Raw genomic sequence first — 18,701 nt, forward strand, 5'->3', positions numbered from 1 at the left:
ATCGACTAACACATCAAAGGTTACTGGCTAGTCGTCACGGACTCGAGTTTGGAATCTTGTCAACACTCTCAATTTGGACTGTCTTCACTACCTTACAGAAGCCATGTTTATGGAGGGCATTGCGAAATGATTATCGTCAAGTTTAGGGTTGACCTGAAGGTTCTCGACAGTCAGGAAGTGAGATTGTTGATCGCCCTCAGTCTGTGTTTCCTGACGGCCTGCGATTAATAATCCCTCCATATCTTTCCAGTCATGGTAAAAGGTCTCAACTCGTAACTTTCTTGTTCCTACCTCACGCAGACCTTCGACTTTAACTTCGAGCGACGTTTCACTATCAAGATAAATCCAACGTACATCACCACTCGATAAGGTAACTTTAAGTTTAAATGTGTCTGTGTCGGCAACCTTTTCTTTACCGAGAAGTTCTATTTTATGTCCACGTGTCTTGTAGTCGTAAAGTAGCCCATAGAGCTCAGAAGTGTCTGCCGCTATGCGCAATTCGTTTTCGCTCATGGGTTCAGGGTTTCTTCGCCCTAAGAAGGGCAATAGTTTCCAACCTGTTGTACCGTCAAAGGCCTGTATGGCTGTTTCGCCATCAAAAACGAATTCAAGACGCATTTTGTCTGGGCGTTTTTGCTCAAGAGTGTAGGGCAGATTCATACCTTGGCCAACATCCATGCGGCCTTGGAGTTGCAGAGAAGATACCGCATCCCATTTTTTTTCACCACCGCGCGCTTCAATGTTTTGGTCGACAAGTTTAGCGACTTCACGATCCGCTTTTTGCTCTGTTGAAAAATAATAGTAGGGAGAGAAATAGAGTGCCGTTAGCCCAAATAGGACGATGATTGTAAGAAAGGGTAATTTTTTTGACATTAGAATTCTCCTCAAGAGTCTTCTTGCACGGTGAGTTGCTTGGCAATAAATTCACCAATTTGAATATTGACGTGTGCACCTGGCTTGATTAACTGGCCAGGGTTGGCAAAGAACATCCAATAGGTGTGGTTAGCCAGTGGTGGATCGGAGTTTCGTAGTGCACCCGTTTTGGCTGGAGTGGGTACGATGAATGTTGAGCCGCTTTCAATGTGCGTCAGTTGTGGTTTAGTTTGGCGTTCAAACAGCGGTTTAGCTTTGTCTGGATCGAGAACCTTGTAACGGAATTCAAGCATGTAACCCGCTGCGGTGGTGCGTACATAAAGGATTTCGACGCCCCATTGACGTTTCATGTAGGTTTTTTCACGAGGGTGGGTTGCTACCTTTTGTGTAGATATGCTTGCCATAATAGAGTCGCTAGTATTTGCAACAGAAAATCCTGACTCTGCAACAGACGTTCCGCAGATGGGGAGCAGAAGAAGACTGCACAATAGCTTTATAAAACGACTTCTTAATAGCGGCTTGTTTTCGTTAAGAGGCCTTTTTGTTATCTTAAAATGTTGTTGCATTCTGCTTACCTCGTTTTCTACTTATTGGGGCTGAAGCATCACGGTTTGCAGAATACTCCGCAAACCGTATGATTGCTTTTAACCTTTTCACTAGATGTTATGGCTCACCTCATTACAACGCTCTCTCGTCGGCACCACGATCAAATCGAGCACCTTGTGGTCTGGTGTCACCGTCAAAGTCGAGTGCTGAACGAGGTTTTGTACCGTTCAAGTTTTGAATTCGTTGGGCGTTATTCAAGCCTGCTGAGGCAGCACCAATGTGGTAATTCCAGATAGTTGGTGTAGATGCCCATGGTGTTGCAGCTTCTTGGGTTAGCGGGCCAAAACGAATATCTAACATATTGCCGCCTTCACCAAAGGCTGGCGTTAAACGTATTGGTCCAGGGGTACTCAAAGTTCTATCTCCATTACAGTATTCAGATATAAAGTCTGGATTTCCTGTAAGGTTTGAACGGTGATAACCTCCCGCAAGCGTGGTTAGGATGGATCTTCTTGGATTAAGTTTTAGGTCACCAGCCAAAGGAACTTGCGGTTCACCCAGAACACCAATATCCCAATAGTTAGCTCCTGTTGGGCAGTTTCCAGCTGAAGTTGGAGTTAGAACTGGTTGTAAAACGGAACCATCAAAAGAGAAGGCTCTGTTGTGCCAGATGATGTTATTAATCAATTGCAATGGGTTTGAGAACCCATTCGTTTCATTGAGTGCCGCTGCTAAGGATAGACTGTAACGTTCAGCAGAAATACCCGCTGGTTGAGGTGCTGTTGCGCCTCCTACAATAAGGCCACCCACCGTTGCTGTACTGTCGTTGTTAGCAATCGTATTGTTATTGATAACGGCTCGTACAGTGTCTTGTAGAGAGATTCCTCCACCCGAGTAACCGGCTACATTGTTGACAATGATGTTGTTGGTAAATCGCAATAACCAAGGTTTCCTAGATTTGTTGTTGGTTTGAGTGAATCCGATTTCGCTACCATTGACAAATTGGGTACGAATACCACCACCGTGCCCACTACCAGCCTGGTTCCCTTGGATTAGGTTGCCGTTGACTTTGACATTCCCCGTTCCGAGTGAAAGTGCTGGCGGTTCTGATGGTTCACCACCAATAAAGATACCACCACCAGATGGATTCGCAGTCGGATCAAACGACTGGTTAAATAGAATCTGGTTGTGCTCAATCATGCCAGAATGACTCTGACCTAAGTGTGCGATACCGGCACCGTCACCACTGGCATAGTTACCACAGATAAAGTTGTTTGCTACCGTATAGTTGTAACTACCCGTTGCGAGCGCAAGCCCACCACCGATACTTTGTTCACCTATAGCACCATTTAGAGTGATTGCGTTATTGTGGATATTCAGATTTCTATTAAACGCAATGATACCGTTGGCATTGGCTTGCTGATCTACATTGGGCAAGAATGGATGGCCGACACGGATACCGCCGTGCAAGAATCCAGAGTTACCGGTTATGTTATTGTTAGAGATCTCTAGTTTGTGGGCATAGCCGTTGACAAATATACCACCACCACTGTCTGCATCTGTGATGGTGAATCCATCAATACGTGCAGGGTGAATAACAAATCGGTTCGGGCCATTACGTTTTGCGAGTACCGTGATACCAGCACCGCGTTCGGTTGGTAGGCCAGCAAGTTGTCCTGGTAATAAGTCAACGATACCACTGTTTACAAGTTCATTAACTTTATCAGACCAGGCCTGTAACTTCTCTGTAGGACGCTGGATTGCATTGATAATCGTATCAGAACCAGAACCTTGCAGGCGAACGGGTTTCGACATAATGACAAACTCATTGTAGTTACCAGGTTCAACCAAAATCAGAGCGCCATTAGTTGCCGAGTCAATCGCTGCTTGTATTGAATCTCCGGCGGCAACACGGATAGGCGTTTCAGTGTCAACCGTAACGGTAACGCTATTGATAGATGCGTTTCCGCTGTCACCGCGAGTAACTAAAAGTTCACCTGTCATGGGTGTTGCAGGTGCAACAGCGCGGATTTCATCAGGTCCCCATGCTTGTATAGATAAAGCGTGTTTGATGCCGTTTGCATCAATAAGTTCTACGCTACCTGTTCCAGAACCGAAGCTTAGATCTCTCAGAACAGTGGGTTCATTGTAAGGAGCTGTGGCAAATGGACCCTCATAGGTTGGATTGGGAACTTCTGCGGCCGTTCCTGCTGAACGAATCGCAATCGTTTCACCTGGAGCGACAAGTGGTCCAAAAGCTCCTGATGTCGCGTTGCTAACTGAAGTAATGACTGGCGTTCCTTTGACAGCCGCACAATCTACAGGGTTGAAACCTCCAGCAAATGCCGCTTTTGGTAATACTGGGGTATCTAGATAGGTTGTTGCCCCAGGCATGAATTGTGCCGTGTAACACGCCGTACCATAGGTGGATAATTTGAGCGGGTCTGATTGACCATCACCACCATCATTCATACAGGCAATTAACATCGCAGGGGAGTAACCACTAGGGATTGGTATGTTTGCGGTGTATGTTGATGGTAAAAGCCCATTGTATCGACCGAAAGAGTCACCATAAGAGCGGTATACTTCACGTCCTGTCCAGTCGCGCAGTGAAACGGGCAGATTAGCAGGGCTCCATTTTTCACCAAAACCTGGCGAAGCTGGATTACTTTCGTTGGAAATATCGTCTGTTATCAGGCCTGTAAACTGCGCTGCAACGGGCGTTGTCGTAAATAGATGGAAGTCTGCCGCCGCTTGACCCTGGTCAGAAAGGGTGACTTTTTTACGGTTACACAATGGTCTTAGTGCCGTGGCAAATGGAGCAGGTTCTGCAGCATTCGGGAATAAGCTCATGATTTCAGGAACCTCGCGCAAATCACCCACACAAGGGGGTTGAGCGATGCCTGGCTCTGGAGCTAATGCCGCTGCAACAGTGGCTGCATCAGGGAAGGTAAATACCCCTGGTCCACCCGCTGGAGGAGAGACTGAAACGGTTGAGAAAATATCACCAAAACCAACGTTGACGTCTTCTTCTTTAATCAGTTCATAACCAGGGGGAGGTACAATTTCTACCACGTAACTACCTGCAGGTATGTCGTTGAAGGCATAGCCACCATCAAATACCCCAGGTCTTGCTTGGTTCCAGTTACGGAAGCCATCGTAGCATTTGTCAATATTTGCAACACCAAGTGTTTGAATGGCGAACTCAGACTGAGGATCTTCACCAGGGCAACCTTCAGGTAGAGATCTATCCCAACTGTCGGTGGTCGTTTCTGCAACTAATGTTAAAGCAGAATCCGTCGTTAATTCCAGGCGTACGTCATCGAACAGTACCCAGGCACTAGATGAAGTATTGGAGGCAACAAGTCTAATGACCAGTGGAAGCCCTAGGCTAGGATCTTCTGCTGTCGCCGTATAAGTCACTGTCGAAGTCAAGTACTCTTGGTCTGGACTCAAGCTGTCATTATCTTCGGCAAGCAACACAAATGTGCTTCCCTGCATAACCCCAAGCTGTACTTGGTAGTCTGCAATTGTAATGGAGTTAGATCCTTGATCACCTACAGCTACACTGAGGTTGTAAGAACCTTCCTTCAATACTTCACCGAGCATTTGTTGAATGCTACCATCGCCTTGGAATTGATACATATTGGTCCCTTCGGCAACATTTGCATTATTGTATGGATTAAAGATTCGACCTGAACCGATTTTAATCCAAGCAGGCAAGGGGTTGCTATTTAAGGAACTACCATTGGTTAAAATGGGCTCTTCAAAGCTTGCGTTTGAAACGGCAATATTGAATGGCGCTTCTCTAGGGACTTCACGATAAAGTCGAACTTTGACACCTGGAATACCAGGTTCCCAAGGATCTCCAACCGTTAGACGAGGATCATTTTCACCACGGGTTGAGCCGTAAAAGACGATTCCCGAAATACCGCCGTTTTCGCCAACCTCATAGGGTTTTTTACCCCAATTGAAGACACTGGTTTGGCCAGGAAAACCTTGGAAAGCCTGAGTTAAAACGGGGCCTGTTTCGGTGCGTGATAATTCACCATTTGCTTGCACTTGTGGATTTAGCAGGCCTGGATATGGATTGTCAGGAAGGTTAACGTCACCACCCCCATCAACAGTGGCAGTCATGCCCGTCGCTTTAAAACGAGTGTAGTCAACCTCTAACACTTGCCATGAAAAGAATGGGAATGTTTGGTCGAAAGACACATATCCTTCTAGATCCGTTGGAAATGACTGGTTGACGGTACCATCACGCCAGCGAAGGTTGATGGCCTGTTCAGACAGTGGTGATTCACCATTATCGAGAATACCGTTTTCATTCATATCCATGAATACATTATGTTCAGTACGGGTGAACCAAGCATTTACTGCAATGGGGGCACTCAGTTCAACATTGCTGTCAACGACATCAACCAATTGATAAGCAATAATCTGGTCTAGATAATCGTCCCAAACAACAAGTTGATAATTACCATTGGGGATGCCATCGAGCATAAAACTGCCGTCTGGTTCAGCATGTACGGTACGAATATTGGCACCGTCGCCTGAATTATCATTTAGTCCAACCCACGCTCGAGTAAATCCAAGCGCATCGTAAGATCCGGTTTCGACAGAGCCTAAAACTCCGGGTGGACGGGGGTCATGAAGAAGAGTAACCTGACCACTGATGCTGTTGCTTCCGGAGACCGGTGGCTGTGTTGTCTCAGGGTCAACGAAACCAATAAATGCATGTTGCATTTGTCCCCCAAACTCTAGAAAAAATTCAGGTTCGTTCGCTTTTACCCAAGCATCGATAACTTTTGAGCCTTCAATGGTTGAGGTCTGTACCCAGTCTGGGCCGCCAGAAGGTTTAACTGCAATTACCCCATATTTTCCAGGAGGTAGGTCTTTAATTAATGCACTACCATCAGGGCAAGTCACAATGATGCCTGTAGCCGCTGCAGGAGCACAAGGCAGCCAGTTTTTTAGCGGAGTGCCAAAGGCATCTTGGCTCATGGTGCCGCCAGACATGCCGTAACGCCCACCTGCATCTTCAAGAATAATCTGAAACCCCTCTAAGCCAGGTTCATTGGCATCTGGAGCACCATTAGTTGGGAAGTTGTCATTAAATACCAATACGCTGATTTGAGCAGTGGGTATGGGTTGTTTATTTACATATACAGTAACGGCACTAGAACCCGGAGGGATTTGTGCACCACCAATTGAGTGCCCATTAACATTGGCTCCATCGTCGGGTAAAACGGATACGTAATAGTGTTTACTTGGGTCAAGTGCGACCTCTGAAAACTCTCCTGCTCCGCTACCTTGTGCCACTATTGGCATATAGCTTTTATGGAAATTAAGCGACTGTTGATTAATAAGAGCATCGGGAGCATTTGGATCGTGGTGGAAGGTTGCATCTTCTTGTACCAACCAGCGGTAATCTGTAAGTGCAACACCATCAGGATCTTGTACACTTAGAGCAATGTTGGCGACAGGATTAAAGTTTAAGGTAACCGTTGTTGGCTGATTTCCAGTCGAGTTTGGATCGCTATCACTTTGTAATGAACCATCAAAAGCAAAGTATGAGAAGGTTGCAGGAGTGCCTTGTGCATTACCCGTGTAGGTAAAGGAACCATCAGCATTGAGTGTGAGCCCGGCAGGTGGTGTGCCATCAAGTACTGCTGTTAGCGTATCTCCATCGGGGTCGGCATCGTTGCCAAGCACGCCTGCAGCAGCTGCAACGGTTATTGTTGTTCCTGTAGAGTTGGTGTAAGGCCCATCTACCGAAGCCATTGGCGCATCATTAACAAAGGACACATTTAGAGTGACTTGGGCTGGATAACTGTTTCCATCACTTGTGCTCGCACTGTAAGTGAAGCCATCTGGCCCTGAGTAATTTTCATTTGGAGTGTAAGTAAAGGTACCATTACTATTTAAATTGATTGTACCGTTGGATGGACTGCTTATCATGGCTACTGTTGCATTAGATAGCATGACATCGTTGCCTAAGACACTCGTCGCATTTAGCGGAGTGTCTTCGACCACATTGTATACATCGTCAACAGCGTAAGTGGTCGCAATAGGTGCAGGAGGAGTACCTGTACCTACCTGTAACTGAACGAGTATTCCGCCAGCAGGTAGCGCGTCAGGATTGTCTTCTGTACCACCAGGTGCACTGATGCCGCTATTGCTCGGTGATGTTCGATCGAAGAGTGAGAAGGTCACGTCTTGGTTAGGCATGGCTACGAGAACGTCAAGCGTTTTACCCGCTGGTAACAGTGCGTGACTTTGCTGTTTTATAAGTCCTGGATAAGGGTTACCGTCTTCCGCGATTAAGCCCATATCTGGCCCAATAATCGCTGGAGTATGTGAGCGCAAGCCTGCATTGAGAAAACGAAACAGTACATTATCACCTGGCCGACCGGCAGCCATTGCAGCCTCGGGAGAAATGGCTCCATTTACGAGTCTATAGATAGGATTGTAATCAACGGTACAAGGATATCCAACAGTAGCATTGGCAATGTAGTCTGCTAACGGAACACACTCCATTCCAGGAGCGCCTAAAGTTGCTGTTAATGCGGCATCGGCACGTAGGTTTTGTATAGGGTCTATTTCGCTTAATAATAATATGGCATCAGTATCGGGGGCTATACCTGGGTAGGCATTACCTGCGCCAGCATCAACTACCAGTGCTCCATAAAGCCCCATTGGTACTTGAATCGATGGATGAGTACCGCTCTGATAGAGATAGGTTCCTGGACGTAAATTAGTGAAATTATAGGTTTGGATATCGCCTCTAGCAGCCACTTCAGTTGTGAATGACTGTACACGACTTCTTCCCAAAGAGTCCATGGCCATTACCGGGTTACCACCGTTGGCTTGGCCAGGAATGATAATAGAGGTTGGCGTGCGTAGAGCGTTTCTGAGGTGAACAGTAAGGTTTGGACCGGTTGAAGGTGCAACTACGGGAACGGCAGTAATTTCTTTAACGCGGAAAGGTGCGCCACTAGTCGTATTTTTGATTGCTAGCGTTGTTCCCGTTGGTGTTCCATCTATCTGATAGGTAATCCAACCATGGGTGCCACCTGCATTTTCGTGTGTTGTGGGTAATGATGGTAGCGGTTCGTGAATGGGTGCGGCTGTAACGAGATTTCCATCAAGGGTCACTTCTAAAGAGGTGTTGGAATTCCCCCCTGCGCTCCATAGTGAAAACCTTTTGGGAATAATCGCGTTATCAAAATCGAAGACGGCAGTCTGGTTGGTGCCTATGTTGGCATTTGCCACACCAATCCCCTGTCTTGTGCGACGAACACTTGCAGCTGGATTACCATTACCTAGCAGGCCTGTAATTGTGACGCCGGGGTTTCCCTGGTCGTAGAGTGTTGCGCCAGATTCGTTTGGTTGAACACCAAAGTTTATTGTGTAAGGGTTAAGTTGAGGTCCGGGTGCGTCTTGCGTGGCTGCAGCTTGGCCGCAGTTAACAAAGCCTTGTCTACACCATTGATACCCCCACATAGGAACAGTTGTGTTGTTCTTCAAGGTCTTCTCGAAGGGTTGTGCCTGCAGATAAACATCAATTGCTGATGAAGTGCCACTAAATCCGGTTGCGATTAAAATCACCGTAGCAAGGATTAACAATTTTACTCTCAGTAGTAGATTATGGCCATTGCTGACATTTGGTTCTAATGTAGAGTCCTGTTTTGAATTTTTGTGCATTGCCTGTTTCATTGCTCTCTCTCCTCAATTGAGAGTTACCTATTCGATTAGGTAGTGCTCAGAATGTGCTTTTGTGACTGATTAAATTGTATTTTTTTATTTCAGTCTTTTATTCGGTTATAACCACGCTAGGCGCTTCTATGATTAGCATGGTCATCATTCCACCTGGAAATACGTCGTTGTTTACCATTTCACGTTCAGTATGTGAGTGCCACATATATGCATAACCAGCATTGGGGTTAAGGCCGCCTTCTCCCGGGGGCAAACTTCCCATTGCGCCAAGGAAAGGACTTCCGCTGTAGAAACCACCGAACGCCATTGAACTTAAGCTGGGTAATTCAACGGGGATCGGTTTGCCGTGGTCTGGGGCCCATTCGTGTTCTTCCATTGGATCGGATGGCTTGTGACCATAAATATCCCAACCAAGATCTTTTCCTGTCCATCCAAAGATGGCATCAACCGTTCCGCCAGGCGCGGCAGGGATAGTAAACAGTAATGGACCTGCAAGCTGGCTTGAATCTGTTGCGCTTAATAGCAAACGACCATCTCGAGCAAGTACTTGGGAGTGGTTTCCGTGGGTGTGGAATGGATGCATGTCTCGTCCAGCTCCGACTACACGCAACAGTATTTTTTCACCAGGATGCATGCGAGTCATCGCATTATAGGGTTGGTTTGGTAGTAAACTCGTGCCAGCAGAAGCCATAGTGTCAGGTGCGGCTCGTCCGTTTAATAGCCAGTATTCTGGATGAAATGGTCCCGATCCAACATCAATTGGCCCTGGTCCTGTTGCCTGCTGTTGGGCTGCTTCATGAATATCTATGTCGATTTCACTCAGAAGGTATAAATATTCACGGTCGTAGCAAGTTTTTGGGTGATCGTAAGCAGAAGCTACACTACACCCCACGGCTGGTGAGGACGGCCGGACGATAATAGCGCCATATAATCCCATCTCAATTTGAAGGTCTGGTCGAGTGCCGCTGTGGTATTGATAGGTTCCTGGCGTATTGGCGACAAAACTGTAGGTAACCGATCCACCAACGGGTGCTTCCTGGGTTATTTGGCCAGCAACACCAGAGCTGGTTGTGACCTGATGACCCGGAAATACAATCGATGTGTTTCCAGCCGCTGCAGGCAAGTTGTTATTGAGAGTAATCGTTACTGTGGTCCCTTGGTCTACGATTAGTGTTGGGCCAGGAAGTTGCATGGTTCCGTTATTGCTGTAACCCCAAGAGTATATTGAACCACCATCTGCAATTGAGATATAACCTTCGCTAGCGGTTAGGTTGAAATGACTTCCGGTTTCACCAATGATCATGGCGCGCACTGTGGCTGGGGCCAATAAGGTTACAGATAGCACCAATACAACAATGGCTGAGAAGAAATCGGGTAATTTCCTATTACTAATGCTTTTCTTGAAAATAGTCATTGCCGTTCTCCTAATTGATCCGTATCTCGGTCATCATGCCGCCGAAATTTTCTGCATCGTTGGCGAGTTGATCAAGATTCTTGGTGTAAAGGAAATAGGTTCCAGCAGTCGCTGGAGTTGTGATGATGACATCTGCAGATTGACCACCGCCAAGGGTTAATGAATTCGTTTGATAATTCATGTTGTTTCCGGCACCATCGCGTAATAATCGAGCATCAAGTCCTACCACGTTCATCGTCAGGCCACTGGTTCCGATTGTGTAGAATTGAGTCACGCTTAGATTTGATATTCTGAGTAGAATGCGCTGACCGGGAGATGCGGAGATCAGGCTAGAGATGGGTTGGGAAACTTGAGTATTGCCAAGGGGGTCTACCGTGCTGAGCGCATTGGGATTTACCGTGTCCGGGTATCCTCGGCCATTCAATAAAAAGTAACGATCACGCATGCCAGCAAAAGGCAGAGGTTGTACATTGAAGCTGGCATCATGGAAGTCGGGGTCAAAAGAACCAATCTGGATAGGGTACTCCACATCGTAACGGGTTGATCCGTCGCCATCATTGTAGGCATAAGTACTGACACCGCTGATGTGCCCATCTGGACAAATGCCACCCGGTATCGAAGAATCGTTAATTGTGTCGCAACGATTCTGGCGAGGTCTTACGAACAAGTTCCCTAACATGCCCATCTGCATGTGTTCAGCCGCTTCCACGTGACAGTGGTACATATAGGTTCCGGCATCCTTGGCCTGGTAGTAGTAAGTTAAGGTTGCCCCCATATTGATTGATATTGAAGCATCCGGTACACCATCAAAAAGTGCAGAAGCTTCAGCAAACCCGTGCCAGTGAATGGTGTGCGGGTCAAATAGGTCGGGTCGCATCGCCATGCCGACATTGGTCATAGACAAAAAGAGCTCGTCATCTTCATCAATCGCAATCGTTGGTGCTGGCGCGTTCGCTGCCAACATCCCTTGATCCATCACCCAGCCTGGGTAGTCACCGCTATTTTCTGTTGGTGCACCGTCTACTCCGGGAAGGGGGAGTTCGGCAAAGCTGAAGACATACATCGGTTTACCAGCACCAGTATTCTGGTAATTGTCGGCCATGGTTACCATTCCGTCGCCGGCGGCAAGATGCATGCATTTAATACCCGGGTTGTTTGCTCCAGGGTGGATGAGAGTTCCTGTCCCTTTAGGGCACTGTACGTTGATGCTGCTTTCCTGTGCACTTACACCGAGTGTTATGAATAGCAGTAAGAAGATTGTCGAGCTCAAGTTGATCACAGAGTTCATCGATATATTTCGTTGAAGTTTCATTTCGATCTCCTTGGCTAGAAATTGATTTGTTTAAATCCCTTACTGCCAGATTGATTGAGGCGAAACTATATAAAATAGATCTGTAAGGGGGGTATGTCTTTTTTGGTATTTGGCATTTGTAGTCGTAATTTTGGTTAATTTAAATTTATTTCGTTATAAAGATGTATCGGTCATTAGGTAGGATAAAGTTTAATTTTCTAATAGAAAAAATCCGCAGTTCAATTAGTCGTAAATTTAGCCAAATTGGATGGAAAATGAACTTTGTAATTTGAAGGACAAAATTCTTTCTAGTTTTTTAAGCTTTGGTTACCATGACTTGCTTTAATCTTGTTAAGTTTGATTCTATCTCTAAGTATTTGATAAACATAATCAAAATAATCTATATTGATTGTTGTAAATTTTAAATATAATCAAAGACTTATCTTCTTTTTTTGGACGTTTCCCCTTTGTTTTAAGGGATTTCTTGAGATATTTAAATAATCCTGTGCACTGAATTTGGGTGATGAATTGTCGTAAGCGATAAGTGTAGATGGTTCAAGAAGAGACAAATGTGTACATATTGAAATTGAGTTTAAACATCAAATCACTGCCGCTTTTTCAGTCGCCGACGAATCAAGTCGCTATGCTGATCGATAGAGTGAGCCAGCAGGAAGAGGTCAAGCTACTTTGTGACTTATTTCTACTGTCCTGAGCCTAGAGAAGAAAATGCAGGCACAATCTAACTGTGGCACCGGATTTATTTGTTCGCCCGTTTGCTGGCTAGATGATGTCGAAAAACTGGGTGCGCAACCTGCGGTTAACCTTTAGGATTACGCTGATGAGAAGTGTGGGAGGCAAAAAAAAGCTTGATGTTCTTCTTTGGCTTGGGAGTACTGGGGGTACAATGCAGTGGTAATCAATATCGCCAACGGGTCTGATGGTGGCGGATTGAGCGGAGCATTTGTCGTCGTAGCAATTGGTTAACGGATTCAGGTTCTTACGTTCATTGCCTGTTTAATTTGGCTGTTTAATACAAATTTGTGGAGTACAAAGAGGGCCGCCATTAAATTCAATTGCCAATACAACGTTAATTGAATCACCCTGGCATTTTATTATCTTTATTCTTTTTTTACATTTATGTTTAATGTTTTGTACAAAATAGGTGGCCTGCTGGAATAATTGTTATTAGGCTATATAATGTCATCAGTTGCTTTGATAGTGGAATACCGAATTTTTTGTAGATTTGAGTGTCAATAACATTCAGAAATTTTCGGCCTCTTGTTTATTTGTTTCTATTAGCATTGTTGATCTAGTATGTGGGATTTCAGCTAGCAAGTGCTTCCGGAAAAAAATTCTGTGCTATTGATCGGATGGCAGGAGTTGTTACACAGAAGTTGCTTAAAATTGATTGTAAAATGTGACGGACAAGAATTCCGTATGTCTGTTCAGATAGATAACTAAGGAAGTTATATGGCGTTTTTTCCACATCTCTCGAAAACAAAAACTGCGCAGGTGAAAGCTTCAAGCTCATTGAGTTGGATAGTGAGTATGGCCTTCTTATTTGCATTAGTGTTCTCTTCGCAGTTGAAAGCAGAGGGAGGGTTGAAGCAAAATTTCAAACAGGCGGATATCACGACAGTGATTGAATCAGTCGCCAAAATCACCGGCAAAAACTTTATTATCGATCCCAGGGTAAAAGGTAAGGTCACCTTTATTGCTCCAGAAGGGATGGAGCCAGAAGCACTATATGATTCCTTGTTGGCGGTATTGAATGTACACGGCTATGTTGCGGTTCCTGGCGATGGCATAATTAAAGTGGTTCCAAGTAATTTGGCACGAGATCAAATACCTTACCGTACCAGCAGTGAACTTTATGAGCAGTGGATTACGGAAGTGATCTCTATTCAACATGTTAATGCCAGTAAGTTGGTAGCCGTCTTGCGACCATTGGTTGCGAGAGAAGGGCATTTAGTCGCCCTGGCGGAAAGCAATAAGTTGATTGTTACGGATACGGTCTCAAATATTAAGCGAATCAAGAGTATCTTAAAACGAGTGGATGTCGACGTGGCCGGTGCCTTTGAAGTCATCCCAGTCAAGCATACTTCTGTTGTGGACTTGTCGAAAACTCTGAAATCTGTAATCCCAAAAGGTCAATCCGGGGTGGATGTTAATGTCGGTTTTGATGAACGTAGCAATCGTCTGATTTTAAGTGGTGATGAACTGAAGCGTATGATGATTCGTGCTTTAGTGGCGGATTTAGACCAGCCGGTTGATGCAGAAGGAGGCGCGCAGGTCGTTTATTTACGTTACGCCAAGGCGGCGGATATGGTTGAGGTTCTAAAAAAAGTAGCAGGGAATAGAATTTTCCAGACTACAGAACCAGAAAAAGGTGGCAATACACCAAGTGCGGTGACTGAAGCCACGCCAAACAACACTGAAAACAATGCTGTCTCTATTGCTGTTCAGGATCAGAAAGAGATCGACAGTCAGATCAGTATTGAAGCGGATGAACGGATGAACGCGCTGATTATTAGTGCGCCAACCAATGTTTTGAACGGATTGAAGCGTGTCATCAAACAGCTCGATATCCGCCGAGCTCAGGTACTGATTGAAGCCATTTTTGTTGAGATTTCAGCGGATAAAGCTGCAGAACTTGGGGTCGAATGGGGTTTGAGCGGCACCGGTGCTGCGGGCATAGTGAATTTTTCTGGTGCAATTCCAGCCCTTATTGGTAATGCTGGTAACGCCCTTGCCCAGTCACAAATTATTGGTCGAGGTATTACTTTGGGTGGCGGTGATATTAGTTCTGATGGAACTGGTTGGGGGGCCTTATTGCGTGCTTTAAACACGAGTTCTTATTCCAATATCTTAGCGACACCGTCTATTTTGACGTTGGACAATGAAGAAGCTGAAATTTTGGTAGGTAGGGAGGTCCCTTTTCAAACAGGCTCTTACGCCAGTACGACTACAACGGTTACGAATCCCTTCACTACCATTGAGCGTAAAAATGTTGGATTGAAACTCAAAGTAAAGCCGCAAATTAATGAGGGGAATGAGGTCTATTTGGAGATTGATCAGGAAGTCTCTGATGTTATTGATAAGGGACAGGCGGTTGATATTCAGACCTCTAAACGACAAATCAAAACCCGGGTAATTGTCGGTGATGGCAATATGGTTGTACTTGGTGGCTTAATAAATGAAAAAGAGTCACGTTCAAGATCCAAAGTGCCGGGGCTTGGCGATTTACCAGGAATTGGCGGTTTGTTTAGTTCTTCAGAGGATACACGTGAAAAAGTGAATTTAATGGTTTTTTTGCGTCCTGTCATTATCAGAAATAATGAAATGAGCGATTACTACAGTAATAAAAAGTACAACTATGTGTATGAGCAACAAGACGAGATGTTGCATAAACCAGAGGGGCAGTTATTGGAAGGTTTGCGTCCCAGATTGCCAACGATAGAGCAGTGGAAAAAACAAGAACAAGCCACGCCTTTTCAACCGAAAGTGGAAACAAAAACGGATGATAAAGCAAAGCTAGACTCGGGTGAAAAACAAACATCGGATTTTGATCCGTTGCTTGAGAGAGATTTATGAATACCGAGCTGGCTTTCGCGTTTGCACGCACCAATGAAGTTGTAATGACGCCCTTGGAAGACGGTAAAGTGGGGGTGTTTTATACTCAGAAAACCCCGACCTCGGCTTTATTGGAGTTGCAGCGTAAAATTGAGCAGGTAGAGAAAGTTGAGCAAAGTGGAATTGTTTTTCAACAGTTAGACGAACAGACGTTCGAGCGTAAAATCCAGACAGCCTATGCCGGTAGCGGCCAGAGTTCTATTGAGACATTCGATGAGTTTGAAAGTGAGGATTTGGCCAGTGTGGTCGCTGAGTTAGGTGAGCCCGAAGATTTGCTTAACAGTGCCGATGACGCTCCCGTGATAAAATTGCTTAATGCGATTTTGGCGGAGGCGATTCGTGCCAATGCTTCTGACATACATATCGAACCGTTTGAGACCCAGCTGCGCATCCGTTTCCGCATCGACGGACGTTTAAGCACGATGTTGGCCCCCAAGCCAGGTATCGGCAGCATGTTGGTGTCTCGTATAAAAGTTATGGCACGTTTGGATATCGCCGAAAAACGCCTGCCGCAAGACGGACGTATTGCCCTAAAGCTAGGGGGGCGTGCGGTCGATTTGCGTGTCTCCACTATACCGTCCAGTTTTGGCGAAAGGGTGGTGTTACGATTGCTTGATAAAAGCGCAGGTCGTCTGAACCTGAATGAATTAGGCCTTGCGGAACCGATTTATGCCGGCATTCAGAAGTTACTGAATAAGCCGCACGGAATTTTTCTAGTAACGGGGCCCACCGGTTCTGGTAAAACCACGACGCTGTATGCAGGTTTAAGTCGTTTGAATGATACCCAGCGTAACATTATGACGGTCGAAGACCCGGTGGAATACAATATTGATGGCATCAGCCAGACACAGGTCAACAGCAAAGCCAATATGACATTTGCGAAGGGACTTAGAGCAATTTTACGTCAAGATCCGGACGTGGTGATGATTGGTGAGATTCGAGATATCGAGACTGCAGAAATCGCGGTTCAGGCGTCATTGACCGGACACTTGGTTTTGTCTACCTTACATACCAATACGGCTGTAGGAGCCATCACCCGTTTGCGTGATATGGGGATTGAGCCATTTTTGCTATCATCAAGCTTGATTGGTGTTCTGGCTCAGCGTTTGGTCAGAAAATTGTGCCCGCACTGCAAGCAGGAGCATCATGCCGATGCGGCGGAATGCGAAACCTTAGGGGTTGATCAGGCCTTGATTTACCAGCATGTCGGTTGCGATTACTGTCAGCACACAGGCTACCAGGGACGTATGGGATTGTATGAGTTGGTCATGGTCGATGAAAAGGTACGTCAGATGATTCATGAGGATGAATCCGAATTGGAGATTGAGCGTTATGTTCATAAGGATTCAAAATCTCTTGTACAGAGTGGATTGCAAAAGGTTCTGGCAGGCGAGACCTCTCTGGAAGAAGTCTTGCGAGTTACCCAGAATTAACTCTTTTTGAAGACAGATAGAGAGATAGAAATCGCCCATGGCTGCATTTGAATACAAAGCGATGACCCCGACGGGGCAGATGAAGAAAGGCCTGATGGAGGGGGATTCTGAGCGTCAGGTTCGTCAAATGCTGCGTGAACAGAATTTGACTCCGGTGGAGCTGAAATCCATTGAGCAGAAAAAGAGCACTTCTAAAGGCGCATCAGTACAGTCCTTCTTCGCGCCGAAAATTCAAACTTCTGATTTGGCCTTAGCGACTCGTCAACTGTTTACCTTGTTGGATGCGGGCACGCCGTTGACGCAGGCGCTGCAATCGATTTCCCAACAGGCCGAATCCAAACTGATGCAGCGCTTTCTAGCGAATTTGCATAGCCGGGTTTCCGAAGGTTACTCTTTGGCGCAAGCTTTGGAAAAATCGAACTACCGTGTCGGTCAGGATTTTGTCGCCACCATTCGTGCCGGTGAGGAAAGTGGCCATTTGGATAAGGTCTTGTCGCGTTTGGCGGATGCGATTGAGCAGCGAGACCAGCTCAATAAAAAGATGAAAACCGCCCTGATCTATCCGATCTTGATGGTGGTGGTGGCGGTCATCATCGTGTTCTTTTTGATGATGTTTGTGGTGCCCAAAGTAGTCGGCGTCTTTGACAATATGAATCAGACCCTGCCGCCGCTGACTCAGGGTTTGCTCAGTGTCAGCGAATTCATTCAGGCTCAATGGGGCTGGTTGCTGGCGCTGTTAGTATTGATTTGGCTGGGGTTCAAAATATTGATGAAACAACCCAAGTGGCGTTATAAAGTGCACCAGTTACTTATGCGCTTGCCTGCGGTCAAACGTTTTGTGATCTATTCGGCCACCGCCCGTTGGTCGCGAACCGTGGGTATGCTCTTGTCCAGCGGGGTCACGGCGACCGATGCTTTGAAGATTTCGGCGGAAGTCATGAATCTCGATCCGATGAAACAGGCGGTCGAAAAGATGGTGGTGCAAGTCAAGGAAGGTAAAAAAATCAGTGTGGCGATGCAACAAGCGGGCTTCTTCCCGCTTTTGCTGCTCAATCTGGTACAGACTGGAGAGGGCGGCGGTGAATTGGACAACATGTTGCTCAAAGGGGCGGTGCATTACGAACAGGCCGTTGAGAACGCCGCCAGTACCCTGGTGAGTGTTCTCGAGCCGATGCTGATTATTATCATGGGGGGCGTGGTGCTGACGATTGTGTTGGCCATCATGATGCCGATCTTTGAAATGAACCAGATGGTAGGTTAGGGCTTGGCAGCTGTTTTTGGGAAATATGCAGCGGCTGACCCGATTTTAAATTTAGAAAGTTAGGAGAGAAATGTGACAAAACAGAATGCAGAAAAAAGCAGAATCGGACGCCAGTCGGGTTTTACCCTGATTGAGTTGATGGTCGTGGTGGTGATCCTTGCGGTATTGGCAGCCTTTGTCGCTCCCAAACTGATGGAACGACCGGATGAGGCCCGAATCGTTAAGGCCAAACAGGACATCAGTGCCATCTCGTCTGCTTTGAAACTGTACAAGCTCGATAACTATGTGTATCCGACCACCGATCAGGGAATTGAAGCGTTGGTGACGGAACCGACCGAAGAGCCTCTACCGAAACATTGGAAAGCCTATTTGGAGCAGATGCCGATGGACCCGTGGGGCAACCCTTATCTTTACATTAGCCCTGGTGAGCATGGAGACTTTGACCTGTATACTTATGGTGCAGATGCACAGGAAGGTGGAGAAGGTGTGAATGCGACCATCGGTAACTGGAATATCCAGTAATCCATTCAA

Annotated in this window: 9 protein-coding genes; 4 read left to right on the forward strand and 5 right to left on the reverse strand. The window is 46.1% G+C overall.

All coding sequences use genetic code 11. From position 1 onward, the window contains the following. Positions 1–87: 87 nt before the first annotated feature. From B076_RS0102690 to B076_RS0102710, 5 genes are all read right to left on the reverse strand, one after another. On the reverse strand, positions 88–873 hold the full coding sequence (locus B076_RS0102690) for a LolA family protein (protein WP_038150368.1): 786 nt from the start codon (positions 871–873) through the stop codon (positions 88–90). Between the two features lie 11 nt (positions 874–884). Beyond that, complete coding sequence (locus B076_RS13240; RefSeq protein ID WP_157753494.1) at positions 885–1,439, reverse strand: hypothetical protein; 555 nt, start codon at positions 1,437–1,439, stop codon at positions 885–887. A 112-nt stretch (positions 1,440–1,551) separates the two neighbouring features. Further along, positions 1,552–9,138 carry an Ig-like domain-containing protein gene (locus B076_RS0102700; protein ID WP_028485946.1) on the reverse strand — a complete coding sequence of 2,529 codons (7,587 nt, stop codon included), beginning with the start codon at positions 9,136–9,138 and terminating at the stop codon, positions 1,552–1,554. A gap of 97 nt (positions 9,139–9,235) precedes the next feature. Continuing rightward, positions 9,236–10,552 (reverse strand): multicopper oxidase domain-containing protein, encoded by a 1,317-nt coding sequence (locus tag B076_RS11930; RefSeq protein WP_051347137.1) that lies wholly within the window; start codon positions 10,550–10,552, stop codon positions 9,236–9,238. A gap of 10 nt (positions 10,553–10,562) precedes the next feature. Next, positions 10,563–11,864, reverse strand: a complete 1,302-nt coding sequence (locus B076_RS0102710; protein WP_211230175.1) for a multicopper oxidase domain-containing protein — start codon at positions 11,862–11,864, stop codon at positions 10,563–10,565. A 1,449-nt stretch (positions 11,865–13,313) separates the two neighbouring features. On the opposite strand from B076_RS0102710, the gene gspD reads away from it, so the two are divergent. The 4 genes from gspD to gspG all read left to right on the forward strand — a co-directional run bounded on the left by gspD (position 13,314) and on the right by gspG (position 18,692). After that, complete coding sequence (gene gspD / locus B076_RS11935; RefSeq protein ID WP_245566303.1) at positions 13,314–15,437, forward strand: type II secretion system secretin GspD; 2,124 nt, start codon at positions 13,314–13,316, stop codon at positions 15,435–15,437. After that, on the forward strand, positions 15,434–16,909 hold the full coding sequence (gene gspE, locus B076_RS0102725) for a type II secretion system ATPase GspE (protein WP_028485948.1): 1,476 nt from the start codon (positions 15,434–15,436) through the stop codon (positions 16,907–16,909). The genes gspD and gspE overlap by 4 nt, the downstream gene beginning before the upstream one ends. A 37-nt stretch (positions 16,910–16,946) precedes the next feature. Continuing rightward, complete coding sequence (locus B076_RS0102730) at positions 16,947–18,170, forward strand: type II secretion system F family protein (RefSeq protein WP_028485949.1); 1,224 nt, start codon at positions 16,947–16,949, stop codon at positions 18,168–18,170. A gap of 72 nt (positions 18,171–18,242) precedes the next feature. Then, positions 18,243–18,692 carry a type II secretion system major pseudopilin GspG gene (gene gspG / locus B076_RS0102735; RefSeq protein ID WP_281168937.1) on the forward strand — a complete coding sequence of 150 codons (450 nt, stop codon included), beginning with the start codon at positions 18,243–18,245 and terminating at the stop codon, positions 18,690–18,692. Positions 18,693–18,701 lie beyond the last annotated feature (9 nt).

It is taken from the genome of Thiomicrorhabdus chilensis DSM 12352 (assembly GCF_000483485.1).
Classification (GTDB): Bacteria; Pseudomonadota; Gammaproteobacteria; order Thiomicrospirales; family Thiomicrospiraceae; genus Thiomicrorhabdus; species Thiomicrorhabdus chilensis.

Excerpts from the sequence above, each read along its gene's own strand:
- B076_RS0102690 (WP_038150368.1), bottom strand. The coding sequence starts at position 873 with ATGTCAAAAAAATTACCCTTTCTTACAATCATCGTCCTATTTGGGCTA.
- B076_RS13240 (WP_157753494.1), bottom strand. The coding sequence starts at position 1,439 with ATGCAACAACATTTTAAGATAACAAAAAGGCCTCTTAACGAAAACAAG.
- B076_RS0102700 (WP_028485946.1), bottom strand. The coding sequence starts at position 9,138 with ATGAAACAGGCAATGCACAAAAATTCAAAACAGGACTCTACATTAGAA.
- B076_RS11930 (WP_051347137.1), bottom strand. The coding sequence starts at position 10,552 with ATGACTATTTTCAAGAAAAGCATTAGTAATAGGAAATTACCCGATTTC.
- B076_RS0102710 (WP_211230175.1), bottom strand. The coding sequence starts at position 11,864 with ATGAAACTTCAACGAAATATATCGATGAACTCTGTGATCAACTTGAGC.
- gspD (WP_245566303.1), top strand. The coding sequence starts at position 13,314 with ATGGCGTTTTTTCCACATCTCTCGAAAACAAAAACTGCGCAGGTGAAA.
- gspE (WP_028485948.1), top strand. The coding sequence starts at position 15,434 with ATGAATACCGAGCTGGCTTTCGCGTTTGCACGCACCAATGAAGTTGTA.
- B076_RS0102730 (WP_028485949.1), top strand. The coding sequence starts at position 16,947 with ATGGCTGCATTTGAATACAAAGCGATGACCCCGACGGGGCAGATGAAG.